The sequence below is a fragment of the Streptomyces sp. NPDC088354 genome, assembly GCF_044753585.1.
Classification (GTDB): Bacteria; Actinomycetota; Actinomycetes; order Streptomycetales; family Streptomycetaceae; genus Actinacidiphila.
This window is the reverse complement of sequence record NZ_JBIVNJ010000001.1, coordinates 248,984-273,587: the sequence shown is the minus strand read 5'-3', so window position 1 is coordinate 273,587 and position 24,604 is coordinate 248,984. Positions and strand designations below refer to the sequence as shown.

30 protein-coding genes and 1 tRNA gene are annotated in these 24,604 nt (G+C 68.9%); 11 read left to right on the top strand and 20 right to left on the bottom strand.

The window, feature by feature from the left end; translation table 11 throughout:
• Positions 1 to 35: 35 nt before the first annotated feature.
• Entirely contained in the window at positions 36 to 815 is a 780-nt protein-coding gene (locus ACIP98_RS01350; RefSeq protein ID WP_401973119.1) for a thioredoxin domain-containing protein, read from the bottom strand.
• Between the two features lie 226 nt (positions 816 to 1,041).
• On the opposite strand from ACIP98_RS01350, the gene ACIP98_RS01345 reads away from it, so the two are divergent.
• On the top strand, positions 1,042 to 1,896 hold the full coding sequence (locus tag ACIP98_RS01345; RefSeq protein WP_401973117.1) for a Yip1 family protein: 855 nt from the start codon (positions 1,042 to 1,044) through the stop codon (positions 1,894 to 1,896).
• Positions 1,897 to 1,982: 86 nt separating this feature from the next.
• Here the strand turns inward: ACIP98_RS01345 and ACIP98_RS01340 are convergent, their stop codons facing one another.
• Complete coding sequence (locus ACIP98_RS01340) at positions 1,983 to 2,849, bottom strand: GNAT family N-acetyltransferase (RefSeq protein WP_401973116.1); 867 nt, start codon at positions 2,847 to 2,849, stop codon at positions 1,983 to 1,985.
• 593 nt (positions 2,850 to 3,442) lie between these two features.
• Here ACIP98_RS01340 and ACIP98_RS01335 point away from each other — a divergent pair.
• Positions 3,443 to 4,282 (top strand): calcium-binding protein, encoded by an 840-nt coding sequence (locus tag ACIP98_RS01335; protein ID WP_401973114.1) that lies wholly within the window; start codon positions 3,443 to 3,445, stop codon positions 4,280 to 4,282.
• A 75-nt stretch (positions 4,283 to 4,357) separates the two neighbouring features.
• Here ACIP98_RS01335 and ACIP98_RS01330 read toward each other — a convergent pair whose 3' ends face one another.
• The 3 genes from ACIP98_RS01330 to ACIP98_RS01320 all read right to left on the bottom strand — a co-directional run bounded on the left by ACIP98_RS01330 (position 4,358) and on the right by ACIP98_RS01320 (position 5,689).
• A complete protein-coding gene (locus ACIP98_RS01330; RefSeq protein ID WP_319660221.1) occupies positions 4,358 to 4,858 on the bottom strand; it encodes a phosphoribosyltransferase in 501 nt (166 codons plus the stop codon).
• Between the two features lie 4 nt (positions 4,859 to 4,862).
• Positions 4,863 to 5,438 carry a dCTP deaminase gene (dcd, locus tag ACIP98_RS01325; protein WP_319660220.1) on the bottom strand — a complete coding sequence of 192 codons (576 nt, stop codon included), beginning with the start codon at positions 5,436 to 5,438 and terminating at the stop codon, positions 4,863 to 4,865.
• A gap of 71 nt (positions 5,439 to 5,509) precedes the next feature.
• The gene (locus ACIP98_RS01320; RefSeq protein ID WP_384280842.1) at positions 5,510 to 5,689 is read right to left on the bottom strand and encodes a hypothetical protein; all 180 of its coding nucleotides are present in this window, start codon (positions 5,687 to 5,689) and stop codon (positions 5,510 to 5,512) included.
• A gap of 313 nt (positions 5,690 to 6,002) precedes the next feature.
• On the opposite strand from ACIP98_RS01320, the gene ACIP98_RS01315 reads away from it, so the two are divergent.
• Positions 6,003 to 6,076, top strand: a tRNA-Gly gene (locus ACIP98_RS01315).
• 51 nt (positions 6,077 to 6,127) lie between these two features.
• On the opposite strand, the gene ACIP98_RS01310 is transcribed toward ACIP98_RS01315, so the two are convergent.
• The 10 genes from ACIP98_RS01310 to ACIP98_RS01265 form a co-directional block, all read right to left on the bottom strand.
• The gene (locus ACIP98_RS01310) at positions 6,128 to 7,288 is read right to left on the bottom strand and encodes a tyrosine-type recombinase/integrase (RefSeq protein ID WP_401973112.1); all 1,161 of its coding nucleotides are present in this window, start codon (positions 7,286 to 7,288) and stop codon (positions 6,128 to 6,130) included.
• On the bottom strand, positions 7,288 to 7,500 hold the full coding sequence (locus tag ACIP98_RS01305; RefSeq protein ID WP_401973110.1) for a helix-turn-helix domain-containing protein: 213 nt from the start codon (positions 7,498 to 7,500) through the stop codon (positions 7,288 to 7,290). Before ACIP98_RS01305 ends, ACIP98_RS01310 begins: the two co-directional genes overlap by 1 nt.
• On the bottom strand, positions 7,497 to 8,897 hold the full coding sequence (gene repSA, locus ACIP98_RS01300) for a replication initiator protein RepSA (protein WP_401973109.1): 1,401 nt from the start codon (positions 8,895 to 8,897) through the stop codon (positions 7,497 to 7,499). Before repSA ends, ACIP98_RS01305 begins: the two co-directional genes overlap by 4 nt.
• 5 nt (positions 8,898 to 8,902) lie before the next feature.
• Positions 8,903 to 9,085, bottom strand: a complete 183-nt coding sequence (locus tag ACIP98_RS01295; RefSeq protein ID WP_401973108.1) for a hypothetical protein — start codon at positions 9,083 to 9,085, stop codon at positions 8,903 to 8,905.
• A gap of 94 nt (positions 9,086 to 9,179) precedes the next feature.
• Positions 9,180 to 9,449, bottom strand: a complete 270-nt coding sequence (locus ACIP98_RS01290) for a hypothetical protein (RefSeq protein WP_401580340.1) — start codon at positions 9,447 to 9,449, stop codon at positions 9,180 to 9,182.
• Positions 9,450 to 9,473: 24 nt separating this feature from the next.
• Positions 9,474 to 9,662 (bottom strand): mobile element transfer protein, encoded by a 189-nt coding sequence (locus tag ACIP98_RS01285; protein ID WP_089225140.1) that lies wholly within the window; start codon positions 9,660 to 9,662, stop codon positions 9,474 to 9,476.
• 15 nt (positions 9,663 to 9,677) lie between these two features.
• Positions 9,678 to 10,370 carry a DUF2637 domain-containing protein gene (locus ACIP98_RS01280; RefSeq protein WP_401973107.1) on the bottom strand — a complete coding sequence of 231 codons (693 nt, stop codon included), beginning with the start codon at positions 10,368 to 10,370 and terminating at the stop codon, positions 9,678 to 9,680.
• A gap of 79 nt (positions 10,371 to 10,449) precedes the next feature.
• Positions 10,450 to 10,638 carry a hypothetical protein gene (locus tag ACIP98_RS01275; protein WP_401973106.1) on the bottom strand — a complete coding sequence of 63 codons (189 nt, stop codon included), beginning with the start codon at positions 10,636 to 10,638 and terminating at the stop codon, positions 10,450 to 10,452.
• Positions 10,639 to 10,722: 84 nt separating this feature from the next.
• Positions 10,723 to 12,105: an FtsK/SpoIIIE domain-containing protein gene (locus tag ACIP98_RS01270; RefSeq protein ID WP_401973105.1), complete on the bottom strand. Its 1,383-nt coding sequence runs from the start codon at positions 12,103 to 12,105 to the stop codon at positions 10,723 to 10,725.
• 3 nt (positions 12,106 to 12,108) lie between these two features.
• On the bottom strand, positions 12,109 to 12,438 hold the full coding sequence (locus tag ACIP98_RS01265) for a hypothetical protein (RefSeq protein ID WP_401973104.1): 330 nt from the start codon (positions 12,436 to 12,438) through the stop codon (positions 12,109 to 12,111).
• Positions 12,439 to 12,617: 179 nt separating this feature from the next.
• Between ACIP98_RS01265 and ACIP98_RS01260 the strand changes: the two genes are divergently transcribed.
• A complete protein-coding gene (locus ACIP98_RS01260; protein WP_401973103.1) occupies positions 12,618 to 13,376 on the top strand; it encodes a GntR family transcriptional regulator in 759 nt (252 codons plus the stop codon).
• 100 nt (positions 13,377 to 13,476) lie between these two features.
• Positions 13,477 to 14,007 (top strand): DUF6083 domain-containing protein, encoded by a 531-nt coding sequence (locus ACIP98_RS01255; RefSeq protein WP_401973102.1) that lies wholly within the window; start codon positions 13,477 to 13,479, stop codon positions 14,005 to 14,007.
• 364 nt (positions 14,008 to 14,371) lie between these two features.
• On the opposite strand, the gene ACIP98_RS01250 is transcribed toward ACIP98_RS01255, so the two are convergent.
• Positions 14,372 to 15,259 (bottom strand): hypothetical protein, encoded by an 888-nt coding sequence (locus ACIP98_RS01250; protein ID WP_401973101.1) that lies wholly within the window; start codon positions 15,257 to 15,259, stop codon positions 14,372 to 14,374.
• Between the two features lie 426 nt (positions 15,260 to 15,685).
• Here ACIP98_RS01250 and ACIP98_RS01245 point away from each other — a divergent pair, with 426 nt between their 5' ends.
• Positions 15,686 to 15,892, top strand: a complete 207-nt coding sequence (locus ACIP98_RS01245) for a hypothetical protein (protein ID WP_401973100.1) — start codon at positions 15,686 to 15,688, stop codon at positions 15,890 to 15,892.
• Between the two features lie 231 nt (positions 15,893 to 16,123).
• Here ACIP98_RS01245 and ACIP98_RS01240 read toward each other — a convergent pair whose 3' ends face one another.
• Positions 16,124 to 16,468, bottom strand: coding sequence for a hypothetical protein (locus tag ACIP98_RS01240; RefSeq protein WP_401973099.1), 345 nt, complete (start codon positions 16,466 to 16,468; stop codon positions 16,124 to 16,126).
• Positions 16,469 to 16,602: 134 nt separating this feature from the next.
• A complete protein-coding gene (locus tag ACIP98_RS01235; RefSeq protein WP_401973098.1) occupies positions 16,603 to 17,139 on the bottom strand; it encodes a hypothetical protein in 537 nt (178 codons plus the stop codon).
• Between the two features lie 481 nt (positions 17,140 to 17,620).
• Between ACIP98_RS01235 and ACIP98_RS01230 the strand changes: the two genes are divergently transcribed.
• Positions 17,621 to 17,965 carry a hypothetical protein gene (locus ACIP98_RS01230; protein ID WP_401973097.1) on the top strand — a complete coding sequence of 115 codons (345 nt, stop codon included), beginning with the start codon at positions 17,621 to 17,623 and terminating at the stop codon, positions 17,963 to 17,965.
• A gap of 803 nt (positions 17,966 to 18,768) precedes the next feature.
• Here ACIP98_RS01230 and ACIP98_RS01225 read toward each other — a convergent pair.
• On the bottom strand, positions 18,769 to 19,011 hold the full coding sequence (locus ACIP98_RS01225; protein WP_401973096.1) for a hypothetical protein: 243 nt from the start codon (positions 19,009 to 19,011) through the stop codon (positions 18,769 to 18,771).
• 485 nt (positions 19,012 to 19,496) lie between these two features.
• Here ACIP98_RS01225 and ACIP98_RS01220 point away from each other — a divergent pair, with 485 nt between their 5' ends.
• From ACIP98_RS01220 to ACIP98_RS01205, 4 genes are all read left to right on the top strand, one after another.
• Positions 19,497 to 19,793, top strand: a complete 297-nt coding sequence (locus ACIP98_RS01220; protein ID WP_401973095.1) for a hypothetical protein — start codon at positions 19,497 to 19,499, stop codon at positions 19,791 to 19,793.
• A gap of 24 nt (positions 19,794 to 19,817) precedes the next feature.
• Positions 19,818 to 20,222, top strand: coding sequence for a hypothetical protein (locus tag ACIP98_RS01215; RefSeq protein WP_401973094.1), 405 nt, complete (start codon positions 19,818 to 19,820; stop codon positions 20,220 to 20,222).
• 21 nt (positions 20,223 to 20,243) lie between these two features.
• A complete protein-coding gene (locus tag ACIP98_RS01210; RefSeq protein WP_401973093.1) occupies positions 20,244 to 21,215 on the top strand; it encodes an alpha/beta fold hydrolase in 972 nt (323 codons plus the stop codon).
• Positions 21,216 to 21,376: 161 nt separating this feature from the next.
• Positions 21,377 to 23,050: an esterase-like activity of phytase family protein gene (locus ACIP98_RS01205; RefSeq protein WP_401973092.1), complete on the top strand. Its 1,674-nt coding sequence runs from the start codon at positions 21,377 to 21,379 to the stop codon at positions 23,048 to 23,050.
• Positions 23,051 to 23,274: 224 nt separating this feature from the next.
• Here the strand turns inward: ACIP98_RS01205 and ACIP98_RS01200 are convergent, their stop codons facing one another.
• On the bottom strand, positions 23,275 to 24,546 hold the full coding sequence (locus ACIP98_RS01200; protein WP_401973091.1) for a hypothetical protein: 1,272 nt from the start codon (positions 24,544 to 24,546) through the stop codon (positions 23,275 to 23,277).
• Positions 24,547 to 24,604: the final 58 nt, after the last annotated feature.

The window sequence follows — 24,604 nt, the reverse complement described above, 5'->3', positions numbered from 1 at the left end:
CCACCGGCGTTGTGAGGGTCGCTGCCCGGACCCCGTCAGGCGCCGATCCCGGCCTGCCGCAGCAGCAGGGCGAAGGACGCCGGGTCGAACAGCTTCTGCAGGTCGTCCTGGGACACCGGCCTGCCGTCGATCTTCACGTAAGGGGTGCCCGTGGCACCGCTCTTGATGAACGCCTCCTCGGAGGCGGTCACGAAGTCCCCGTAGGACCGCTTGGCCACGGCCTGGTCGAAGGCGGCGCCGCGCAGCCCGTCGACGTCGGACGCGAGCTTCAGCAAGTACGCGTCGGTGAAGCCGTCCTCGGTCTCGGCGGGCTGATGGGCGTAGAGCGTCTCGTGGTACGTCGCGAAGGCACCCGTGCCGGCCTCGACGGAGGCGCGCAGGGCGTTCGCGGCCCTCTTGGAGCCCTCACCGCCCAGTTTGTCGTCCAGGAACGAGGCCAGCGTGTACTGCAGCCGGATCCGGCCGTCCGCCGCGAGCGCCGCCAACTGCGGTGCGGCCGCCTTCTCGAAGGCCTGGCAGATGGGGCAGCGCGGGTCCTCGTAGACGTGCACGGTCTTCGGCGCCGCCGGGTCGCCGACGGTGATCGTCGTGCCGTCGGCCTCCATACGGGCCGGCAGCCCGGCCAGCACCTTGGGGTCGGTCGCGGTCGGCACTCCGGGGGCGGAACCGGCCGCCGGCGAGGCCGAGGGCCCCGACACACCGGAGGAACCGGAGGAACCCTCGGAGTCGGTCGTCAGCAGGCCGCACGCCGACAGCGAGAGGGCCAGCAGCCCGGTGGCGGCCGCCCCGGCCGCGACGCGGGCGGCATGACGCACGCGCGGGCGTGCTGCGTTCGGTACAACCCTGATGGCCATCGGCGGTTCCCGTCCCTTCGGATCACGTTGCCCCCGAACGCTAAGCGCTCACACCCCCGCCCGCGAAAACCCGCCCCCATGAACGCTTCCGGCGGCCCGCCCGCCCACTGTCACAGCTTGGCCGCAAAGCCCGCCCACGGGCGGAGGGCCCCGCCCTTCACCCGCCGGAACGGGTACGTTCGAGGACGTGGCTGGATTCGACAACGGACGCGGACGGGACGGGGACGTGCAGCACCCGCATCAGCAGTACGGCGGACACCCTCAGCAGAACACGCGGCCGGGCGGCCAGCAGCCGCCCCAGTACGGGTTCTCGCAGGCCGCGGACGGCGAGCCCGAGTACTTCGGCACGCCGGCGCAGCACCACTCGTACGACGACAACCCCGGGCACACCCGCGCCTTCTCCATCGGCGACGCCCCGGACGCCTACGACCCCCAGGGGACGCAGCACCCCGACAACATCTCCACCTACCGCGCCGGCCAGACCACGGCGCCCCCGGCCGGCCCGCGACTGCCCTGGAAGCAGCTGCTCAGCGGGATCGTGATGCGCCCGGCGGCCACCTTCTGGCAGATGCGCGACTACCAGGTGTGGGCGCCCGCGCTCACCATCACCTTCCTCTACGGGCTGCTCGCCGTCTTCGGCTTCGACAGCGCCCGTGAGGACGTGATCGACGCCACGCTCTCCAACAGCATCCCCTGGGTGCTGAGCACCGCCGTCGCCGTCATCCTCAGCGGCCTGATGCTCGGCGCCGTCACCAACGCCCTCGCCCGCCAGCTCGGCGGCGACGGCGCCTGGGCGCCCACCGTCGGTCTCGCGATGCTGATCACGTCGATCACCGACGCACCGCGCCTGGTCTTCGCGATCTTCCTCGGCAGCGCCAACATGTTCGTCCAGGTCCTGGGCTGGATCACCTGGATCGCCTGCGCCGCGCTCCTGACGTCCATGGTGAGCAAGTCCCACGACCTGCCCTGGCCGAAGGCGCTGGGCGCGGCCTCCATCCAGCTGATCGCACTGCTGGTGCTCTTCAAGCTGCCGGTGATCTGACCCGGTAGCCGTAGCCCGGCAGCCGGGGTACGTATCCGCCTCCGTACGGGCGGCCACCTCACGGGGTGGCCGCCCGTCCGTGCGTTTCAGGCGGCGCGCGCGAAGTCGTGCACGGCCCATTCGGTGAGCGGGACGTACCCGATCCGCCGGTAGAGGGCGTTGCTGGTGGCGTTGGCCGGGTTCGTGAACAGCACGACCTCCTCGGCGCCCGCGGCCAGCGCGGCCCGGCTCACCTCGACCGTCACGGCGCCCGCGTATCCGCGACCGCGCAGAGGGGCCGGGGTGTAGACCGGGTCCACCCGGATCTGGCCGCCGACCATCGGGTTCGCCCCCGCCATGGACACGGGCGTGCCGTCCGGCGTCTCCCAGAACGTGTAGTACTTCTCGGCGAAACGGGTGCCGGCCCAGGAAGCGGCGTCGATGGTGACGGCCTCCCCGACATCCGCGGCGAACGCACGGCACCAGCCCATGAGTTGTTCACTGTCCCGCTCGCCCACGAGCCGGCCCCGGCCCGGCGGGACCGGACCGGGCGCGGTGAGCGTGCCGAGGCGGTACAGAAGGAGCCGGTTGCGGAGCGCCGGCACCGCGCCGGTGTGCCGCTGCCAGGCCCCGGCGAAGGCGGCGGCGCTGTCGCGGTCCGCGCTGACGTAGCCGAAGGAGTGCCCGAGGGAAACCAGGCGGGCGGCGAGGGTGTCGGCCTGCCCGGGAGTCAGCGCGGTGACGCTCAGGCCGCGGGTCAGGAGGCCGTAGAAGGCGGCGCCGACCTCGCCCGCCCGCTCCAGCAGGCCGAAGACGCGGGCCCCGGGGCCGTGCACGTCCGCCCCGCCGGTGCGCAGTTTCTCGGTCGTCGTCAGGGCCATGGTGTGCAGGCCGGGCCGCGAGCGCAGGAAGTCCCCGGCCCGGGCGAGAAAGTCGTCGACGTCTGCTGTGAGGTGCCAGTCATCCGGGCGCATGCTCCATGGTCGTACGCCCGGAGCGCTCCGGTCGGACGAACGGGCCGGTCTTGACGTCCGTGGACGCGCAGCCGGTCCGGAGCGTGATCCGGCGGCAGCCCCGGGTCAGAGCGCCTCGGTGTTCGGCTTGCCCTGCTCCCCCGGCTTGCGCACCGGAGGCAGGACACTCCAGGAGCCCTTGACCTGATGAAGGTGGTCGGCACCACGTCGTACCCATGTCGAAACCCCCTGATCGCCGAGGCGGCGGGCCGCGGTGGAGCGGCCTGAGCGGCGGGCGGCCGTCGGAGTGGTTCTTTCCGTGGTGCGCCCGGACCTGACCGGCGGAATGGGCAGGTGGGGTGCGGTGGCTGCCCTGGTGAAGAGGCGGGACCGACTGGGATGTGGCCTTCTGTACGAGTTGAATGATTCTCTGCTGCGGAGGGTGCACGTCGATGGAACTGGAACTGTTCGTTCGCCGCGACAAGCGGCGTGCAAGCGCACTTCGCGAGACCCTGGGTCCGGGTTCCGGATCGACTGTGGCTCCCGGCACGTGCTGCAGGGCGGCGGGCCGGGCCCGCGCTCTGCTGCTGCCTTTGCCGGCCTTGGCGGCCGCGATGTTCTTCACCACCGCCGGTCGCCCATCCGCCGACGTCCCCGCCACCTACCCGCGGACCCCCATATCGGGCACCGCGACCTGTGCGGGCGTGCCCGCGACGATCGTCGGCACGAACCGCGACGACAACATCGTGGGCACCCCGGGCAACGACGTGATCGTCGCCCTGCGTGGGAACGACCGCGTCGACGGCCTCGGCGGCAACGATCTCATCTGCGGCGACGGCGGCAACGACATCCTCTCCGGCAGTACCGGAAGCGACGTCGTCTTCGGCGGCGACGGCCGCGACAGCCTCGACGGCAGCGCGGGGGACGACACCCTCAACGGCGGCAAGGACAACGACGCTCTCTCCGGCGGCGACGGCAACGACACCCTCAACGGCGAGGCCGGCGACGACAGTCTCTACGGCGGCGCCAACAGCGACGACCTCAACGGTGGCGACGGCAATGACGCCCTCAACGGCAGCGCCGGTACCGACGACCTTGATGGGGGCGCCGGCGACGACAGCCTCTACGGCGGTGCCGGCGACGACACTCTGCACGGCGGCGCCGGCCACGCCGGGCTCCACGGCGCCAACGACGGCCACAACAGTGTCCGCGGCGGCAACGACCACCTCTTCGGCGGCGACGGCAACGACTACCTCTTCGGCGGCGACGGCGACGACGCGCTCTTCGGCAACCCGGGCAACGACACCCTCAACGGCGAGGCCGGCGACGACGACCTCTACGGCGGCGAAGCCAATGACGCGCTCAACGGTGGTACCGGCTTCAACTTCAATGACGGGGGTGCCGGCACCAACACCTGCGCCAACCCCTCCACCGGGCCCGGCTGTCCCGCTTGACGGCCGCCTCGAAAGCCGCCCACCGGCCTGGTCCTCCGCTCAGGTGCAGATGCCCACAGCCCCTGCTGCCGCCGGTCAGGCCTCGAAGGCCTGACCCGCCCGACGGACCACGGGCCCATCGACGCTCCACGGGAAGTTGATCCAGTCGTCGGTACGCCGCCACACGTAGTCGCACTTCACGAGCGACTGCGACTTCTCGTAGATCACCGCGCTGCGCACCTCGGCGACATGGTCGACGCAGAAGTCGTGGACCAGCTTCAGCGTCTTGCCGGTGTCGGCGACGTCGTCCGCGATCAGCACCTTCTTGTCGGAGAAGTCGATCACGTTCGGCACGGGCGCCAGCATCACCGGCATCTCCAGCGTGGTGCCGACCCCGGTGTAGAACTCCACGTTGACCAAGTGGATGTTCTTGCAGTCCAGCGCGTAGGCCAGGCCGCCGGCCACGAAGACGCCGCCACGGGCGATCGACAGCACGATGTCGGGCTCGAAGCCGTCGTCGGCGATCGCCTGTGCCATCTCGCGCACGGCGTCGCCGAAGGCCTCGTAGGTCAGGTTCTCCCGCGCCGGCCCGGTCATATGCTCACACCTGCGTCCGGTGGAAGTTGAGGTAGGACCGCGAGGGCGTCGGCCCCCGCTGGCCCTGGTAGCGCGAGCCGTGCTTGTCAGACCCGTACGGGAACTCCGCCGCCGACGTCAGCCGGAACAGGCAGAGCTGCCCGATCTTCATACCGGGCCAGAGCTTGATCGGCAGCGTCGCGACGTTCGACAGCTCCAGGGTCACGTGCCCGGAGAAACCGGGGTCGATGAAGCCCGCCGTCGAGTGCGTCAGCAGCCCCAGCCGGCCGAGGCTGGACTTGCCCTCCAGACGGGAGGCGATGTCGTCCGGCAGCGAGATGACCTCGTAGGTGGACGCCAGCACGAACTCCCCGGGATGGAGGATGAACGCGTCGTCCCCCTCCGGCTCCACCAGCCGCGTCAGGTCCGGCTGCTCGACGGCCGGATCGATGTGCGGGTAGCGGTGGTTCTCGAACACCCTGAAGAAGCGGTCCAGCCGCACGTCGATGCTCGACGGCTGCACCATGGTCGGCTCGAACGGATCGACCCTGACCCGTCCGTTGTCGATTTCGGTCCGGATGTCCTTGTCTGAGAGCAGCACACCAGCAGATTACGCGGCGGTGGGGCCCGTGGCCGAATCGGCCACGGGCCCCCGCGTCCCGTCCGGCCTGCCTACTTCTCGTCCTCGGCCGGGACCGCCACCGACACCGGCACCACGCTCCGCATGCGCGCGCACTGCGGGCACCTGATCAACCGGCCCGGGCCCAGCCGTCCGGCTCCCAGGTTCTGCATCGGCAGCGTGGCGGTGCTGAACACGTGCCCTTCGGCACAACGAACGACGGTGCGATCCATCGCTCCCCTTCTCCCCGGTACCTCAACGACGAAAGCCACATTAGGGGATGAACCCACCCCTGCCCCGCACGGCACTCCGCCCACCCCGGCCCGGCCAACCGGCCCTCACCGTACGCCCGATCGCCACCACGGCGCACGCTCCGCCACTCCGCGAGACGCCCCTCCACAACCCCTTCACCACGCCGGCCGCCCGACCTCCGGCCGGGCCCCGACCAGGCCCGCGACCGCAACACGACGGCCCCGGCGCGCATGCGTCCGGGGCCGACCATGGGGTATAGTGTCCGACGATGAGCCGCCTCAACGGGCGTCTTACGCGGGTGTAGTTTAATGGTAGAACATGAGCTTCCCAAGCTCAGAGCGCGAGTTCGATTCTCGTCACCCGCTCCACCAGAAAGCCCCAGGCCAGTGGCCCGGGGCTTCTTTGTTGTCTAGACCGGATCAAGCATCTCGTGCCAGATCCGTGCCAGATGCCGTGTCATCTGCCGCCGCACGCCGCTCGCGGACCAGGCGATCCAGACCGGCCGCGACCTCCGTCTGTCGCTCCAGATCCGAATGCTGATAGATCAGCGCGGCCCGCTCCGTCGATTGGCCCGCGCGCACCATCGTGTCCTTGAGCGTGGCCCCCGAGCGGGTCGTCAGGGTGTGCCCGGTGTGACGAAGATCGTAGAAACGGAAGCTCTCCGGCAGCCCGACAGTCGCACGGGCCTTCCGCCACTTTCGACCGAACGTGGACCGGCGGAACGGCTTGCCCTTCTCCCCCACGAACAGCAGCCCGTCGGCGCCCTTCTCGGCGTACCAGTCGAGATGCCGCCGCAGCTCTACACGCACGAAGGCCGGCAGAACCACAAGCCGCCTGCCCGCTTCGGACTTGGTGGGCCCCTCGGCACGCTTGCCGGTCGTCAGCTCGGGAGCGGCCTGCCGGACCCGGACGGTCAGGCTGTCGAGGTCGACGTCGCCACGGCGGAGCTCCGCTTGCTCCTCCGGGCGGAGCGGCCCGTAGGCGGCGAGGTAGACCATCAACCGCCAGCGCGGGCCGATGGCCTGAGCGAGAGCGTCGACCTGGTCGACGGTGGCGACGGGCCGTTCGGCCGCGGACTCCTTGCCGGCGCCACGAATACGGCAGGGGTTCCGCCGAATCAGTTCATCCTCTACGGCGGTCTCCATCACTGCCTTGAGCAGCCGGTAGCTCTTGGCGATCGTGGTTTCCGCCCCCGTGACATCGAGCCGTTCGGACCGCCAGCTCCGGACGCGCGGGGCGGTGATCTCATCGAGGTCCAGGTCCCCGAGACTGGGCAGGATGTGCAGGCGGAGCAGACGTCGGTACAGCTCATCGGTGGTCGGAGAGAGGCGGCGCTCCTTGACCCAGCGGAGCGCGTACTCCTCGAAGTTGACTGCGCCCGTGTCCGGGTCCTGCCAGTCCCCACGGCGGATCTCAGTCTGCTTCTCCGCGAGCCAGCCGTCCGCATCCCGAGTCGTCTCGAAGGTGTCAGGGGCAGGCCGCATGACGCCGTCCGGGCCCGGATAGCGAGCCTGGTAGCGACCGGAGGGCAGCTTTCGGACCGCGCCGAAGGTGCGACGCCTTCCTTTCCTGTTGGCCATCAGGCAGCCCTCCCCTGGCGAGCGCGAGCCCGGCGGATGGGCTGCACAGTGTTGCTCTCGATGTATGCCGCCAGGGCGACCGCCGGGATGCGCACGTGACGCCCCACCTTCACGAAGGCAATGCGGCGTTCGGCGATCAGCCGACGGGGGAAGCGGACGGTAGTGCCGAGGTGTTCCGCGGCTTGCTCAACAGTCAGCAGGACGTCACTCACAGCCGGTCTCCTTCCGTGGCATGGAGGTCGTACAAGGCTTCGCGGGCGGTTTCGCGGTTGGTTTGGATGTCGCGGTGGATGGTGGCGGCGAGCCAGGATTCGCCGGGGGTGTGGCCGTGCCCGGCGTAGGCCCAGTGGGCGAGGACGAGCGTGGTGGCCTCCGGGGAGTCGTCTAGGTCGGGCAGGCCGAGGGCTTCGCGTTGTTGGGCGGCGCGGTAGTCGGCGCGGACCTGCCGCAGCGCGCCCAAAGTCGTGGAGTAGCGGCGGGATTTGGTGGAGAAGTGGCCGCGGAAGCCGAGCATGTGGGCCCAGTCGAGGAGCTTGCGGTCCGGGTAGAGGCGGTGGAGGTCGAAGCAGGCTTCGATCAGGCGGCGCGGGTGCGGGGGGACGCCGAGGAGTTCGAGCGCTTCGCGGTTGCCGACGCGGCGGTCCACGGTGCCCGTCGTTTCGGCGGCTTTGGTGGCGTACTTGGCCACGTAGGAGGCCACGGCCTGTTCGGTCAGTTCCCCGTCCGTGTCAGCGTCGGTGGACCGGATGGGCTGGACGTCGAGCTGTGTGCCCCAGCCGAGGGTGCGGGCCGGGTAGTCGCCGGCCGCCGGGACAGCCACGGCCACACGGCGTGCGGCGGCGTGGATGGCGTCGGTGAGGAGGTCGAGGGTCGCCCAGGGCGGGGGCTCGGTGTCGGGTCCTTCGGGGCCGTCGAAGCGGACGATGGCGTGGAAGTGGACGGCTCCGCGGCGTTGGTATTCGGCGACCTTGCCGAAGGAGACTCGGCACTGTTCGCGGGCGGCTTGTTGGGTGAGGCCGGCGCGGGCGGCGATCTCGCGGCGCAGGTAGATCGTGAAGTACCGCCACAGGTCAGAGGCGTGGTTGTTCCACAACACTGCGCCCGCGTAGTCGTAACTCTCGGGGTCGAGGGGCGTGCCTAACGCCGTGTCGTCCTCACGGTGAGCCGTGCCGCATCGGCAGCGGCCGGAGGTCGGGCGGTTGTGGACGGGGCCGAAGGAGGGGGCGGTGAGGGTGGCGAACACCTTCGGATGCACCCGCACCGTCTCGGGGGTGCCCTTGCCCGGGTCGCCGACGAGGCCGGCGCGGATGAGGTGGTAGGTGTCGCCCGCGTAGGTCCAGGCGCACGACGGGCAGCGAGAGGCGCGGCGGTTGCCGCAGGCGACGCGGAGCCTGCCGCCGGGCTCGGTGTCCGTGGAGTAAGCGTGGAGGACGGTGCCGGTGGCCCGGTCGAGGGTCTTGGTGTAGCCGGTCAGGTGGATGGGGTCTGAGCAGCCGCCGGTGCGGCGGATCTGGTCTTGCCAGCGGTCGAAGCCGTCTGACCCGGCCACCCGCAGGAGGTCTGCGAGGGTGGCCGGGTCCAGGCCCGCCGCGGTGGCGGTGTCGGTCAAAGCGGTCACCTCCCCGTCCGGGCGAGAACGCGGGCGGAGAGGGCAAGGCCGGTGCCGTGGCAGCCGGGGCAGGTAACGCGGAGCGTGGCGCGGGTTCCATCGGTCAGGCGGGTGCCGGTGGTGATGGCGACGACGGGGAAGCCGTCGCAGTCGCGGCAGACCGGCCGGCTCGGGGCGTGCTGGGGCATGATGAGGGTCCCTTTCGGGTCTGTTGGATCAGGAAGGGGCAGTTGGTCCCCGGGGCGGTGGATGTTTGGCGACGGAAGCCGCTCCGGGGGCCGTTCAGCGTTTGCGCGCGAGGTTGATCGAGACGGATGCGCCGCCCACGGTGGGGATGGCCGCGGCAGCGGCGGCGGCGATCGTCTGGAGGGCGAAGGCCAGGACGACGATCACGAGGGCGGTGCCGGCGCTGACGGTGAGGGTGAGCAGGATCTTCCCGGCGTAGGAGGGCGGCGCGGCCTGGATGACGACGACCTGTCCGGGGTGGACGCCGGGCGGGATCAGCTCGGACGGGCGGTGGTTCGCTCGCAGTTGCGCGTCGGGGTAGCGCACGGTGGGTCATCTCCTCTCTGGGGGTCAGGGCTGGCAGCGGTGGGTGCGGGCGGCGAGTTCGGCGCCGGAGCGGTCGCGGTAGTCGGTGGAGAAGCCGCAGCCGGGTGCGGTGCAGGCGGCGGAGTGGCGGGTGCGTCCGCGGCCGTCGTGGTAGCTGCCGACCCGCACGGGGCCGATGCGGATCACGTCGTAGAAGCGGTTTGGGCGCGGCATGGTCCGGGTTTCCTTTCAGGTGAGTTGGGCGGCGATCACGTCGGCCAGGGCCGGCGGGACGCCGAGGCGGGTGCGCAGGGTCGCGGTGTCGATCGGTTCGCCGGTGGCGGCGTGGTGGGTGTCAGCGACCTTCCGGGCGTGCGCCAGCAGGGCAGGCGGCACAGACGGCGAGGACACCAGCGCCGGTACGGGAGCGGTCTCGGGCGCTGTCGCCGCGGGGAGTTCCGGCACGGGGTCAGGGGCCCGTTCGACCGTGACCTGAGGAGCCGGTTCCGCAGCCGGGACCGGTTCGCGGGCCGGAACGGTCTCCGCAGCAGGTTCCTCCGCCGCGTCGGGTGCCGGTGTGTGGGCGAGGAGGGTGCCGCCGAGGAAGGCCAGGGCGGGCCAGCCGGCGACGAGGATGCGCAGCCAGGCCGGAACGGCGTTCATGTCGAGCAGCCCTGCGGTGGAGACGTTCGCGCCCAGTGACGCGGTCAACGCGATGACGAACCAGGTCCACGCCGCACGGGCGGGACGGTCAGCAGCGCGCAGGGTGCGCATGCGGCGCCATGCGGCGACCAGGAGCAGGTCGACGGAGACAGGGTAGGCCCAGGCTTTCCAGCCGTGCTGGCCGGCGGCTTCGGCGATGTCGTGCAGGTGGGCGAAGGACAGCGCACCGGCAATCACGGCCTGAATCAGCACGGGGTCAAAGCGGTTGGGGCGGGACACCGGGTCACCTCCTTTCGGGTTGGTCCCGGGGCCGGGCGGGGAGCGGTTCTCCGGCCGCCCGACGCCGGGGCGTTGGGGGTCAGGACGGGGCAGTGCCGGTACCGAAGCAGGTCAGACACAGTGCGGCCTGCCGGTCACCGGTCTCGCGACCCTTGCGGGCACCAACGCGGACGGTCTCGGTGGTCTCGCCGTCGCCCTGACAGTCCGGGCACTTCGGCTCGGTCTTGGCCGGGGCGAGGCGGCGGGCGGTGGTCTTGCGAGCAGCCATTACGGATCACTCCTTCCGGGCTGTGGCATGGGTGGGGTAGGGACCTGGCGCGAAGCGGTCACGCCAACCGACGGGGCAGGGGTATTACTCGGTGACCGGGCGGGGCCGGGCCAGCGGCACGGCGTCACCGGCCGGCGCGAGGACGGGCGGAACGTCCGGTCGGAACAGCGCCAGGGCCGGCAGATCGGGGACCAGATCGGCGTGCGCGCGGCAGACGGCGGCGGTCTCGGTAATGGAGGTCAGGGGGGTGCGTATGTGGGTCCAGCCGCCGGAGGCGTCACCAGCGACCGCGACGCCTGGCCGGTCGGCGGCGATGGCGGTTGCGGCGTGCATGGCTTCGGGTGAGATGTCCCCGAGGCCCATTTCGGCGGTCTGCTTGTCGTTGACCCGGTGGACCACGCGGCCGGTGAGCTGCGCGCGGAGCATGGTGGCGCCCTTGCCGAGTTCCGCGCCGAAGCGCTGGCCGCAGATCTCCAGGTAGATCCCGACCGCCCGGGAGATCTGCGCCAGCCGGATCAACTGGGTCACCATGCGGTCCCGGCGTTCCTCATCCTTCTTCGTCGCCGTCAGGAACAGCTCGGCAACCTCGTCCACCAGGACGACGACCGGGACCGGCCGAACGCTCTCGGGGAGACCCCAGATGTCGGAGGTGATCTCCCCGTTCGGCGTGGACAGGGCCGTGCCCTGGTAGTCCTTGAGGAGATCGAACCGGGACTCCATCTCCCCCACCAGCGCGTCCAGCAGGCCGGCAGCCTGCTCCGGATCAGTCGCGAGGGCCGACAGGCGCGGCGCATACGGGGTCTGTTCCACGCCGCGCTTGCAGTCGATCCCCACCAGCGCCACCGGTAGTTTGGCGAGTTGCTTGATCAGGTTGCGCTGATACATCGACTTGCCCGACTGATTCGCCCCGAGCGTGAGGGCGTGCGGGATCTCCCGGTAGTTCCGGGCGAACGCGGTCCCGTCCTCCCGCAACGCGACCGGCACGACCATCGGGCCGGACGGCAGACGGCGCGGCATCCGCACCGTGCGCAGGACGTCGTAGCCCGTCATCCGCAGCTCCACCACACCGGGCTTGATCTCCGCCACGTGCACCGCGTGGACGCCCCAGGCGTGCCGGAGCCGGTTCGAGGCAGCGGCGACGTCATCGGGCTCCAGGCCGGCGGGGAGCCGGAGGCGGACCCGCATGCCGGTGGCGGAGCCGGCGACGCGGCGGATCTTCGGCGGGACCGGCTGCACCTCACGACGGGCGACGTTGCGGACCATGAACGCCCGCAGCCGGGACGGGGCCACCGTCAGCCCGCACACGTCCATCGTGGAGGCGTAGGTGAAGTGGAACCGGCCCAACGCGACCGGCAGACCCACCAGCGACCAGTACACGCCCGGCGCCTTCACCTTGGCATAGCCCAGGCCGCCGGCAGCCCCCACCAGGGGGGTGCCGATCTCGATCAGCGTCGCCAGATCCACCATGGCTCAGACTCCCGCCGTGATGGCCACCGCGCGGAACGAGATCCCGTGCCGGGTCTGGCCGTTGAACGTGTTCTCCCAGTCCCGGGCCCGCAGGCCGATCACCGACACCGGCGTCCCCGGCGTCAGCGTCGCCTCCACCCCCGTCGACGGCACGGTCACCTGATACAGGTTCCCCTCACCCTCATCGGAGATCAGCAGACCCACGGTCATCAACTGCGCACCGGTCTCCCGGTCGATCGCCACCTCACCGGTCTGCTTGCTCACCAGCTTCGGGGTAGGCGCAGTCGCGACGAACACCACGGCGGTCGAAAGGTCGATCTTGAACGACGACATGAAGCGTCTCCCTGTCCGTGAGGCCCCCCCGGATGGGCAGCCTGTCTAGAGATGTCTCCAGTGAAGCCGACATCTCTATACACGTCAACCTGTCTAGAGACGTTGGCTTGAAGCATCTCGCAAGGAGGCGGCCGAGCGACTAACCGCTAGGCTGTCTAGAGAGGAAGGAGGGATCGCTTATGACCACCGAGGGCACCGACCGCCGCCCGAAGTACCAGCGGATCGCCGACACGCTGAAGGACGCAATCACGGCAGGTGAGTACGGCCCTGGTGATCGACTGCCGGGCGAGAACGAGCTCATGGCTGTCCATGGCGTCGCCCGTATGACGGCACGGCAAGCCCTTGGCGTTCTGCAAAACGAAGGCCTCGCCGAGTCCCGGAAGGGAGCCGGCGTCTTCGTGCGCGACTTCCGGCCACTGCGACGCCGCGGCATCCAGCGCCTGGCGCAGGAACAGTGGGGATCGGGCCGCTCCATCTGGTCGGCCGACATCGACAACCGCACCTTGGTGGTGGACCAGGTCGCCGTGACCGAGGAGCCCGCCCCGGAACGCATTGCCGGCGTTCTCGACGTGTCGGCAGGCGAAACGGTCTGCGTCCGCAGCCGGCGCTTCGTACTCGACGGGAAGCCGGTCCTGTTGTCGACGTCGTACCTGCCGGCGGATCTCGTGGCGGGATCAGCCATCACGCAGGAAGACACCGGCCCTGGCGGCACCTACGCCCGCCTTGCCGAACTCGGCTACAAGCCCGTGCACTTCCGTGAGGAGATCCGCAGCCGGATGCCGTCCCAGGATGAGGCGACCCGGCTCGGCCTCTCCATGGGTATGCCCGTCATCCTGATCTGCCGCACCGCGTTCGCCGATGAGGGGCGCCCAGTCGAGGTCAACGAGATGACCTTGGACTCCGCCGCCTACATCCTCGAATACGACTTCGACGCGTAGCTTCGGGCACGTCAGCCTCATGTGACTCGCTCAAGTGGGCTTCACAAAGGCGGGTTCTCGCTCTACTGCGGGATGAGCAAGTTCGCTCACAATCCGACATATGGGGTCTACGGGCGTTGATCGGCATGTCTGTGAGCAATGCGGAGACGCGAGTCGCCTGGCGCTGAGGCGCGGGCGTATCGACCTGATGGCGACGCTCTGTGAGCGGTGCTGGAACCGCTACGCGAACGAGATCGCCGAAGCTGAAGGGGCTACGGCTCCGCCTCGCGAGGAGCCGGACCAGGACGACACCCGGTGGATCGAACCGCCGACGTGTCGCGCGTGCGGGCTACAAGTTCGGCGTACGCCTACGAACTATGACCGATGGGTTGATCTCGGCACTGTCGCTGTCCGAGCAAAGGACGTTCCGCGCCGTTATCGTTGGCGGCTCCTGAGCATCCACCCCCGGTCTGCGACCGTCATCACTGATGTCATCGCCGTCAAGGTCGGAGCCATCGAGCCGACCCCCGGCGAACTGATCATGCCTGCTCACAGGGCCCTTTGCCCGAGCCCAGACGCCGTGAGAGAAGTCGAGCGAGAGCTTGCCATCGATCAGTTGCCTCGCCAGCGTGAGCCCGGAGATGACGACTGAACCCGATCTTGTTACAGATTTCTCTACCTCATCAAGGCACCCGGCGTCGCTCACGCTCCGCCGGGCGCGCGGCCGGCGTCCGGCCGCGCCCACGCTCCAGTCTTCGCCCCGCTCGGCGCGCCGCCCGCCACCGCGCGCCCGTATGAGTGGGCCCGGAGGGCATGAGGTCAGAACACGTCATGGCTGGGGCGGTCGGCTCCACGGCTTTAGGCAGCCACTTTGGGGCGAGCCTCTAAGATCATGGCCCCAACGTCGTGCTTTAACGGGCAGGTCTACAGACTGCCCGACTCGCCGGAAGCTTAAGGGGCCATGATCACTCGCCCCAAAGCAGCTCCCGCCCAAAGCCGCTCCACCGCCCTCATGTTCATCGGCCAGGCTTCGGGGACGGGCACCTTTTATAGACAGTTGCGTGACCGTCAGCGAGACGCCAAAGGGTCTCAGTTCCTTTCTCTTGCCCCTTTACCGAGCACACTTTTCGTGACGCGATGGAGTCCGAAGGAATCCGAATTACAGACCGCGAACTTTCGTCGAGGAGGGTCGTCCAAGAGTCGCCAGCTTGTATAACGTAGCCGATTTCCCTCCCTCCTCCCTTAACATTTACCTGCTCTGCGGGAATCCAAGGCGTGTCGCTTCCGAGGAATTGGATCAGTAGCGCGAACGCGTAACTTGCCAGCACGGAGGCTACGGCGGTTCCTTGGGAGTACTGAAACTTGCGAATCTCGGCTGCACGCCCGTTGAACTCGTCAATAGTTTCCTGGACGGAATTCCTGAGTGTCGATATCCTGGCAAGGTCCACCGTGCCTGCACGTCGAGCGCCGTTTAGCTCGTCTATTTTTTCTTTTGCTTCAATCCACAGTTCATGCAAGCGGACATCGGAAGGCTCTTTTTTTAGCCATTCCTCAAGCGGAATTGGCTCGGCGCTATCAACCGTGCGACCCTTCTTCTTATCCCGCAGAAATAGGAGGTGACGCACAGCAAGAAGTATGACGACTGATACGACCCAGTACCACACGAGCAAAAACGAAAGAACGAAAATCGCCAGGTATACACCGAGGCGCACCTCGTTCTTTGCAACCTCCGACATGCCCGAGCGCTTATAGATCTCATCATTTGCGTACACGACGATGATGCCAGAAAATGGCAACAACAAGATGATGGTGCCGACGATTACCTGCACTGGGCCAGCGGCAGATACCAGCTCCAGCATGGTCGACGGAACGCCGTGAGACACGATTGCAATCTTCACGATCACGAGAAGGATGACTGCCGCACTTGCATACGCCGGAATATTAGCTAGGGCGCTGGAACGCCTGGTTGCTTTGTTGCGAAGGTCATCTAGTTCGTCGTGCCGTCTTTTGGGGCTCTCTCTTCTTGAACCCCGTCCTGCCGTTCGGCTCTGCCGCCGCCACCTGCCCAAATTACGCCCCCATCTTCGGTAATTCCTGCGCGTGGTGCGGACAGCTTAGGTGTAGATGTTTGCGTGCGTTGGCGATTTTGCGCGGATAGTGGATTGGGTGACCAACTTGTGACAGTGGACGGCACCGCCAGTCAGCTGCCCCGTGCGACACCGCGCCACGAGGCGGGCTCTAGCCGAGCGGGGTAGAGAACGAACTTGTAAGGCGGTACTCACGAGGGCTGGATGCCTCATCCTGTCTCCATAAGGCCGCACGGTGACCCGGTGACGACAGACAGAGCGTTGCTTCTGAACGAGCTGCGGTTCGATCCAGACGCGATCTACGAACTCGACCACCCCCTGATGCTCGCTCCCAGCGACGAGGTGCACGTCGTCCAGGACGAGCAAGTCGTCATCAAGCGCGTTGGCGCACACGAAGAGAGGCCCGCCGGCCACTGGACTCCGTGGTGCTGGTCCTGGCGTCTCGTCTGACTGCTGTCGTGCCAGATGCGTGCCAGATCAAGCGGCGAACCACGGTCAACGCCGGGCAGCGCATGGCCCTCTTGCATGCGCAGCAGTGGGCCATCTGCCCAGGTCACGACCACACGTGCGTACCGACGAGCGGTGATTCCCAAGCTCAGAGCGCGAGTTCGATTCTCGTCACCCGCTCCACGAGAAAGCCCCAGGCCAACGGTCCGGGGCTTCTTTGTTGTCCAGACCTCTTTATCCCTCCCGTGCCCGCCGCGTGCCCGATGGGGCGTCGTTGTGCCCGTCGATCGATTTGCGGTCAGCCCGCACGCGAGCATCGAGCGCGGCGGCGATCCCCTTCTGTCGCTCCAGCGTCGAGTGCCGTTGAATCAGCGCAGCACGCTCGGGGGACTGACCGGCGCAGGCCATGGCGTCGTCTCCGGCAGGCCGACTTTCGCGCGGGCTTTCCGCCACTTCCGTCCGAAGGACGACCGCCAACGGGGCGCCCTTTTCGCCGAAGAACAGCAGCCCGTTCGGGACCTTGTCCGCGAACCACTTCACGTGGCGATCCACATCCCTGTGCATGAACTCCGGCAGCACGATGAGCCTCCTCCCCGCTGTCCACAGCGGCCACCGGTCGCTCCGGCGCGGACTCTTTGCCCGCACCGCGGATCCAGCAGGGATTCCGCCACGTCGAGCAGCGGCCAAGCTGATGGGACGACGAGGCTGTGGTCTCATCTGCCGCCTTCTGCCGGCACGCGGAAAACCGGCCCTCGGGCACCGAGTATTCCGGGTACGCCCTGCCAGAGGACTGCCCTGTTCACCCGCTCCCACTCCGCGGTCGTCCGGGACCGCGCCCACTGGGGCAGGGCGACCGCGATCAGTACGAAGGGCGGCATCGGATCGTGGCCCACCAGGCCAAGGAGCATCATCCAGCAGGCTGACACGCCCGCAATTGCAGCCGCGCGCCGTAGCGATATCCGCCGCGCCGCGGCCTGGACGACGCGCGATTCGTTCAGGCCGTCGAACTGTGCGGCCTGCTCGTACTTGCGGCGCAGCCGGGCAGGGAGGCGGAAGACGAGCGGCAGCAAAGCCAGGAACACAAGAGCGAAAGCGACTGTTCCTACCAGGAGGGTCTCCAGTGGGTAAGCCGTACCGATCAAGATCAGCAGCAATCCTTCGGACAGCACCACGGCCGCGCCCATCATCAGCGCGGAAGTCCGCTCCCAGTCCACCACCCGTACGAGCCCGGGTCTGACGTCCTCGTTCATCGCCCCAACTCCTCCTGCCCGGACACTCGCACGGGCAGGGAAGATCCAACGCCGTGAGCGAGGACAGGATCAACCGTCCACGTGTCAGAACTTCGCCAAGACTGCAGTCAACGGCGGGTGCAGGGGCGAGCTCATTGGTTCGCCCCGGCTGCCATTAACGCTGGTCAGCGCAGAACCTGGGCCGCAAGGCCCAATGATCCCGAGCTCAGAGTCCCGGTCAGGGTCTGCCCAGCTCAGGGATCCCGCGGCCTCAGTCATCCAAACTGGGGACACAGAGGCCCATGCCATCGAGGCTTTACGCCCAAGGGTCGCCCTCTACACCGTCGTTGGGAGCTGCCGCTCCAGCGTCGAGTGGTGGATCAGCACAGCGTGCTCGGCGCGCAATGAGAGACAACAGCTACCTTGGCCTCTGACCAGCGCTGGAGATCGCGCCCACTCCCTTGCCGTTCCCCTGCACCAAGGGTCGTGGCATGATCCGCTCGTGCGGTACGGAGCCGCACAGACGATCTCCGGGGAGGCGTTCGTCATGGGCGCTTATGGGTGGGCCGCTCTCGCAGCTGTCCTGGCCATCACGCTGGTACCGGGCGGAGCGGCAGTCCTTCGCAGCTGGTTGTTCCCCCGGCTCAGAGGCCGTGTCGAATCGCCTCGGATCTGGGGGCTCGGCGTCATCCTGATGGGACTCGGCCTGTCGATCGAGCTTCTCGCCGCACATCGGCACGACGACCTGTTCCGCAACGTCGCAGGATTGACGGGCGTCTGCATCCTGGTATCCGGCTTTTGCCTTGAAAAGTGGATGCGGGTTCGCGGCCGACTCAGCCGGTCGTAGCCGTGCCGCGACGGAACCATGGCCGGGCCCACCGCTGGAGGCGGGCCGATAGCGGCGAGAGTGCCTGAACCGCTGGGTAAGGCGCACATTCGTGCCCGATCCCTGCCCGGCAGGTCGGTAAACCGCGGTCAACGCCGGACGCCCGCGTGCATCTGACGATTCGTCCCCGGCACCCGTCGCCACCGGTCAAGAACCGGATCAGTCCCAGGAAGCGGCCGTGAGGAAGCGGAGCGCGATCGGGCAGTCGCCGTCGTGAGTCACGTCGGAGAAAGCCCTGACCGCATGTCCGCTCCTGGCCACAGCTACCCTCCCGGCATGACCAGAGAACGAGGTCCCCAGGCGGGTCCGACGCCGCGCAGACCGTGGGATGTGGCTACGGAGTCGGCTCGGGGCGTGCTCTGGGCCCTTGTTTCCTTCGGACTCCTGGCGCTGGTCGCCTGGCCCCTTGGCTGGTTGCCGGAGGGTCTGACCCCCCTCTGCACAGCGGTCCTCCTAGGAGGCACCGAACCCACCGCTCATCACTACCGGGCTCGACCTCCTGGGCGGCGCACTGCTCTTGTCCTGACGTTTATCACCATGCTGGGGCTGGCAGCGGCAGGCAGCGCAACGGCATCGTGGATCTCGCCCAGCGCGGAAGATCTCGGTTTCAACCTGGGTGCGCTGGTAGGTCTGCCGATCGCGTCAGCTGTATTCGTGTGGTGGATCAACCTCAGGATGCCGTCGGCGGACGTCCCACCCGATCAGTGTGCGACGGCCGCACACTGAGGATCGCTCGCCGGGCCTCTGTCACTCACACCGTACGGTCACGCGGGCGGCCCCTCGCCGCTACGCCGCGACCAGACGACCTGCAGGCCGAAGCCCACAAGCCCCACGACCGTCGCGGCAACACTGAGCCACAGTTCCCCGGTCGCGTGCGCCGCGAGCGCCAGCTCCGCGCACAGCAGGCCCAGCGCACAAAGAGCCGCTGTGGGCCACCGCCGCTTGACACAGTGGGTGACGATCAAGCAGGTCCCCGCCACCAAGAAGATGACCATTCCCCAGATCACCGCATCAGCATAGGGCCGACGACAGAAGTCGCTTGTACGAATTGCTCCCCGGGCTGCCGCCCGGGGTGAGCCGTCTGGCATCGCCGGCTCACACCAACGGGCGCGAGCAGGGCGACACGGCTCGCCGGCGGACGCAGAGTAGAGCGGACACACCCCAGGAATGTCCCGCGGTGATCGACAGAGGACGGGTGACCGATGACCGTTCTTGTCCTGGGTCCTCTCGAATTCGTCGCAGGCGGGTGGATCATCGGCGACGTGACCGCCCGCGAGGGCAAGTACCTCAGGTTCCAGCAGCAGGGCCTCAGTTATCGGGTCAAGGCAGCCGAGGTCCAGGTCGTCCCCTGGTCGCGGCTCATGGACCTCCGCCTCTCGGCCCAGCCGGCCGGCTGGGAAACTCCAGGGCGCTTGCCGTCTCCACGGACCTCGCCCTGGCCCTCACGGGATTCTCCCGTCACGGAGGCGGAGAGGCCTGTCTTGCGGCCACGTTGCGCAACCCCTACGAGGACTGGGTCGCGCATTTCTCGCACGCCCGCAGGAAATATCCCAGACCGGAGATTCACCAGGCGGATGAGCTCCTCAAGCAGACCGTCGAATATCGCCGGGCGGCACAGCTCGGCGATCCGCGGTGGATGGCCGAGACGATGGAGAAGATCGCGAGCCTCGCGGTGCGATCCCGGGACATGAAGGCCGCCATCGGGGAGATCGTGAGGGGTTGGATCTGGTGGCGGCGGCTCGCAGGTCCTTCGGGCGATCCGATTCCTCGCCCACCTGAACAGGTGTGACGACGACCGTGGTACGAAGGGACGGTGACTCATCGACCTGACGATCACGCGAGCCCACGGCACGACCTGGTGGAGCGTTCGGCGCCCTTCCTGCCGGAGGGAAGCGAGATCCGGCAGGTGTTCATCTGCCAGGCCGCGCCGAACTTCGGCTTCTTCCTCGTCACCTATCTCACGGGGCTGACGATGTTCTGGATCAGGTACCGCTGCGTCGCGGTCACCCAGGATGCCGTCTACGTACTGGAGAGCAGCAAACTCTCCGGTGGCGCCAGGCCGCAGTCCCTGGTGGCCGCGTTGCCGCGTCGCACTCGGCTCGGTCCGGTCTCGGGTCGTTGGGGCCGACTGACCCTCCTCGGCGAGCCCCACTGGGTGCACCAGCGGTTTCACCGCGAGGTCGCCGCCGCCGACCGCGAGGCCGGCTTCACGCATTGACTCCCCCTGGCGGACCTCACGGTGTCGGCCGGCAGCGGCTCGGCACGGTGCGGCTCGTACGCCTGGCGCACGGTCGGCCCGGTGGTGAACCAAGGCCGACGACGGACTCCGTGCCGATGCGCAGGCTCAGCCCTCCCCCCAGGGCCCCGGAGGGCGGCGTCCCGCCCGCCGAGCATCGGGCCGACTCCGCCGATCCATGGAACCCCAGGTCAGAGCCGTAATCGGAGATCATCCCCACCGACGCTCGATTCGTTTCGCCTCAGTACGTGTCATACGGTCGGTTCGGCGAACGCCGCCAAGGCCACGCATCCGCAGCGCCACACCGACCGCGTCCTCGTCCACGGTGCGTTCGCCGACTCCTCCAGTGGGAACGGCGTCATCAAGAGGCTGAAGAAGGACGGTTATCCGATGGTGGCCGCGGCCAACCCGTTGGGGAGTGTGAGCGGGGACGCGGCCTCCGTCAAGCACCTGCTGGCGAGCATCGACGGACCGGTGGTCCTCGTCGGGCACTCCTACGGCGGGGTGGTGATCAGCAACGCCGCCTTGGGCTCCGACAAGGTCAAGGCGCTGGTGTACGCCGACGCCTTCCTCCCCGACAAGGGCGAGAGCGCCAACGACCTGGCGAGCAAGGCCCCGGACCGTGTCATCGGCAAGGTGCTGCGTCCCGTCCCGATCACCATCGACCAGTCCGAGTTCCACCAGGCCTTCGGTGCGGACGTCCCCGCGGAGACCGCCTCCCTGATGGCGGTCACCCAGCGTCCGGGCAGCGGCACCGCCCCCAACGAGTCCTCCGGTGAGCCCGCTTGGAAGACCGTCCCGTCCTGGGCCCTGGTGGGCACCAATGACCGGATCATCCCCCAGAAGCTCAAGGTCTCCATGGCCGAGCGCGCCCACGCGCACATCGAGAAGGTCCGGTCCTCCTACGCTGCGACCGTGTCCCACCCGGAGGCCGTCACCCGCATCATCGAAGAGGCCGCGCGCACGGTCCACTGACCGGCACACGCCCCGGGTGGGGCGGCACGGTGTGCCGCCCCACCCGGGCTCCGGCTCCTGCCGGTACGCCTCGGCGAAAAGACGAAGAGCCGGTGCTTTGTGAACCAGCGGTTCACCGGGGACAACCTCAAAATTCACCACTGACCGTCAAGTTCAGGGGTATGACTTCACGACGCTTCTCTCGCAAGCGCATCCGGCTCGTCATCGCGATCGGCGCCACCATCGCCGTGGCGGGCACGGGTACGGCCGCGGCCCATTCCGGTGGCTGGCTGTGGGCCCCGTCGCACGACTTCGGGGCGGTCGCCGACTCCTTCTCCGGCCACGGCAGGGTGACGGGCGACGTACTGCGGAACGACTCCGGCGCGACAGCGGTCGTGCGGCACACCGACCCCGCCAACGGCAAGGTGACGGTCGACGCGGACGGCACGTTCACGTACACGCCGAACTCCGGCTTCACGGGTACGGACACCTTCACGTACAGCACGACCGACGCGGTGCAGCTGTTCAAGGACGCCGGGGCCGACGGCGCTCCCCTGCCGCCGCTCGGTCATGTCGCCGGGCCGGCCGGCACGACCACCGAGCTCTCCGGTGAGGGCTTCGGCTCCTCGCTCGCCCCGGTGCCGGGCAAGCCGGGCCACTTCTACGGGCTCACCGACCGCGGCCCGAACGCCGACGCCCCCGACGGCAACAAGTCCGAGATGGTCCCGGACTTCACGCCGGAGATCGGCGAGTTCAAGCTCGTGAACGGCAAGGCCGAGCTGCTCAAGCAGGTCACCCTCAAGGGGCCGAAGAGCCTCGGCGGCGTGAAGTACAGCGGCCGCCCGCCGCACGACACGAGCGAGGTCATCGACGACGTCGCCGCGACGAACGCCAACGGAGGCACGCCGGCGCCCATCGCGCGGGACCCGTACGGCTACGACTCCGAGGGCCTGGTGGCGCTGTCCGACGGCTCGTTCTGGGTCTCGGACGAGTACGGCCCGTACATCACGCACTTCGACAAGAACGGCTACGAGCTGGGCCGGCTCACGCCGTACCGCAACAGCCCGGACAACGCCTACCACAAGGTCGTCGGGTACCTGCCGGCCGAACTCGCCTTCCGCGCGAAGAACAAGGGCATGGAGGGCCTGACCGTCACCCCGGACGGCTCGACCCTGGTGGGCGTCATGCAGTCCGCGCTCCAGCAGCCGGACCTCGGCAGCGTCAAGGCCGGCAACGTCGCGCCCACCCGCATCGTCACAGTCGACCTGCGCACCTACCGGACCAAGCAGTACCTGTACCTGCTGGACAACCCGGCGAGCACGGGCACCGCCAACAGCGAGATCACCGCGCTGTCCGGCACGAAGTTCCTCATCGACGAGCGCGACGGCGCCTTCGAGCCGTTCGCACAGAAGACGCTGTACCAGGTCGACATCAACGGCGCCACCGACGTCAGCGGCCTGACGATCGGCGGCAAGTCGCCCGAGGCGCTGGTCGGCACGAGCGGCACCAACGCGGCCCTCGCCGCGCTCACCGGTGCCGGCGTCAACGTCGCCCAGAAGCAGCCGTACGTCAACGTCGGCACGCTGGTCAGCCAGCTCGACCCCACCGGGGCGTTCTTCGCGCACGACAAGGTCGAGGGCGTCGCCACCACCGACGGCGGCCGGACGCTGTACCTGGCCAACGACGACGACTTCGGCATCGACAGCATCGTCGTCGACCCCGACGGCGCGTGGACCGTCCACCAGAAGACGCTGCCGCCCACGGGCCGGACCGACAACGGCGAGATCCTGAAGGTCGACACCACGAAGCTGCCCGCGGTGCTCAAGACCGTCACGGTCACGGTCCACGTGCGCTGACGCGCCGCGGAGGCGCCTTCGGCACGCCCACCGGGGTGGGCGTGCCCGACGGCGCCCTGCAGAAAGGCGTGCCGCCCGGCCCCGGGCCCACTGCCGAGCCGGTGCGCGGACGCTCACGGGAGCGATCGGCCGCGCCGCGGGACGGCGAGCGGCCGTGCCGGATCGTGGCCGGCACGGCCGCCGCGACCGCGGTGCGCGCGGCACCGGCTCGCTCCCGCAGGGGGTCAGCCCAGCTTCTTCCACTTGGCGCTGGTGGCGATCGCCCTGAGCTGCTTCATCGTGAGCGCGGGGGTGCCGCGGGTCGCGGCGCTGTGCTGGTCGCCGGAGTTGAAGGCACTGACCACCACCCGCAGCCCGTCGGTCCTGATCGTGTCGACGGTCCACATGACGACGCCCGCGCCGCCCTTCTCGCCCGGTTCCTGGTGCGACACGACCTTCGTGCCGTCGGGCAGGACCTCGGCGCCGGAGCCGAAGAGCTCGCCCTCGACATCGGACATACGGGGCTGCACGTTGATCTGGACCAGGCTCCGGCCCTTGCCGTCGTCGAGCACGAGATCCGCGAAACCGTCCTGCCCCTGGCCCTTCGTGACGACCGTGACCCCCTTGGGGAGCAGGGAGACGAGCGTGTACCTGACCGCGGCACCGTCGGGCTGGGACGGCGGGGCCGGGGGTGCCGGCCGGTGGTCCCTGGGGATGGCGTCGATGGCCTTGCGCCAAGCCGGGGCAGTGGCGATCTTCTTCAACTGCGCCATGGTCAGGGGGGGTTCGTCCCTGGTCTCCGGCGCGCCCTTCTCGGCCTCGGCGTTCCACTCGCTCACGTCGACCTGGTGCCCCAGAGGGCTCACGAGCACGGCGTGCCACCACTTCGTGTCCACGCGGTGGTTGTTCACACGGCGGCCCGGGTACTCGTACCCCTGGAAGAGCATGAGCCGCGAGCCGTCGGCCAGTTCGGTGCTGGCGCAGCGGTCGTAGGGGACGGCGATCCTGTCCGGGCAGGCCGTGGCCTCGCGGACCTGCTCGCTGTGCGGCTCCACGCGGTTCAGCCCCACGGAGACCGCACCGCCTCCCTTGCCGTCGTCGTACACGACCTGTGCGTACGGCATCATCCTCGGGCCGACGCCCCGCCCCTGCTCCTCGCGGAACTCGCCCTCGGGGAGCAGTCCCTTGAGGGTACGGACCAGATCGGCGGCGGAGATCTCCCCGTCGTTCTCCGAGGGAGGGGGCGGGGTCGGCCGGGCGGCCGCCATGGACTGCCCCCCGCCCCCGTCGCCGCCCGAGGGGACGAGGAGCGATCCGCCCACGCCGACGAGGGCGACCGCGGCCACGCCTGCCGCGATGGCGGCCCTGCGCCGTCGCAGGAGCTTGCGGCCGCGCGCCGTACCGGCCGCGACCAGGGCCCTGCGGTCCGTCTCGTAGTCACCACTGGCGTGGACGAGGGCTTCGCCGAGCCGGTCCTCGAAGAGGTGGTCGTGTTCCTTGTGGTCTTCAATGGGCATGGCAAACCGCCGTCTCTGCACGGTTGTCGGAATGGGGGAAGTAGGAGAACAGGGATGG

What these genes read in the sequence shown, in the direction of transcription:
- ACIP98_RS01330 (WP_319660221.1), bottom strand. Translation starts at nt 4,858, where the DNA reads ATGACCGGGCCGGCGCGGGAGAACCTGACCTACGAGGCCTTCGGCGAC.
- ACIP98_RS01285 (WP_089225140.1), bottom strand. Translation starts at nt 9,662, where the DNA reads ATGCCGCGCCCAAACCGCTTCTACGACGTGATCCGCATCGGCCCCGTG.
- ACIP98_RS01205 (WP_401973092.1), top strand. Translation starts at nt 21,377, where the DNA reads ATGACTTCACGACGCTTCTCTCGCAAGCGCATCCGGCTCGTCATCGCG.
- ACIP98_RS01275 (WP_401973106.1), bottom strand. Translation starts at nt 10,638, where the DNA reads ATGGCTGCTCGCAAGACCACCGCCCGCCGCCTCGCCCCGGCCAAGACC.
- ACIP98_RS01340 (WP_401973116.1), bottom strand. Translation starts at nt 2,849, where the DNA reads ATGCGCCCGGATGACTGGCACCTCACAGCAGACGTCGACGACTTTCTC.
- ACIP98_RS01310 (WP_401973112.1), bottom strand. Translation starts at nt 7,288, where the DNA reads ATGGCCAACAGGAAAGGAAGGCGTCGCACCTTCGGCGCGGTCCGAAAG.
- ACIP98_RS01200 (WP_401973091.1), bottom strand. Translation starts at nt 24,546, where the DNA reads ATGCCCATTGAAGACCACAAGGAACACGACCACCTCTTCGAGGACCGG.
- ACIP98_RS01255 (WP_401973102.1), top strand. Translation starts at nt 13,477, where the DNA reads ATGGGGTCTACGGGCGTTGATCGGCATGTCTGTGAGCAATGCGGAGAC.
- ACIP98_RS01270 (WP_401973105.1), bottom strand. Translation starts at nt 12,105, where the DNA reads ATGGTGGATCTGGCGACGCTGATCGAGATCGGCACCCCCCTGGTGGGG.
- ACIP98_RS01335 (WP_401973114.1), top strand. Translation starts at nt 3,443, where the DNA reads ATGTTCTTCACCACCGCCGGTCGCCCATCCGCCGACGTCCCCGCCACC.
- ACIP98_RS01265 (WP_401973104.1), bottom strand. Translation starts at nt 12,438, where the DNA reads ATGTCGTCGTTCAAGATCGACCTTTCGACCGCCGTGGTGTTCGTCGCG.
- ACIP98_RS01260 (WP_401973103.1), top strand. Translation starts at nt 12,618, where the DNA reads ATGACCACCGAGGGCACCGACCGCCGCCCGAAGTACCAGCGGATCGCC.
- ACIP98_RS01295 (WP_401973108.1), bottom strand. Translation starts at nt 9,085, where the DNA reads ATGCCCCAGCACGCCCCGAGCCGGCCGGTCTGCCGCGACTGCGACGGC.
- ACIP98_RS01235 (WP_401973098.1), bottom strand. Translation starts at nt 17,139, where the DNA reads ATGAACGAGGACGTCAGACCCGGGCTCGTACGGGTGGTGGACTGGGAG.
- ACIP98_RS01320 (WP_384280842.1), bottom strand. Translation starts at nt 5,689, where the DNA reads ATGGATCGCACCGTCGTTCGTTGTGCCGAAGGGCACGTGTTCAGCACC.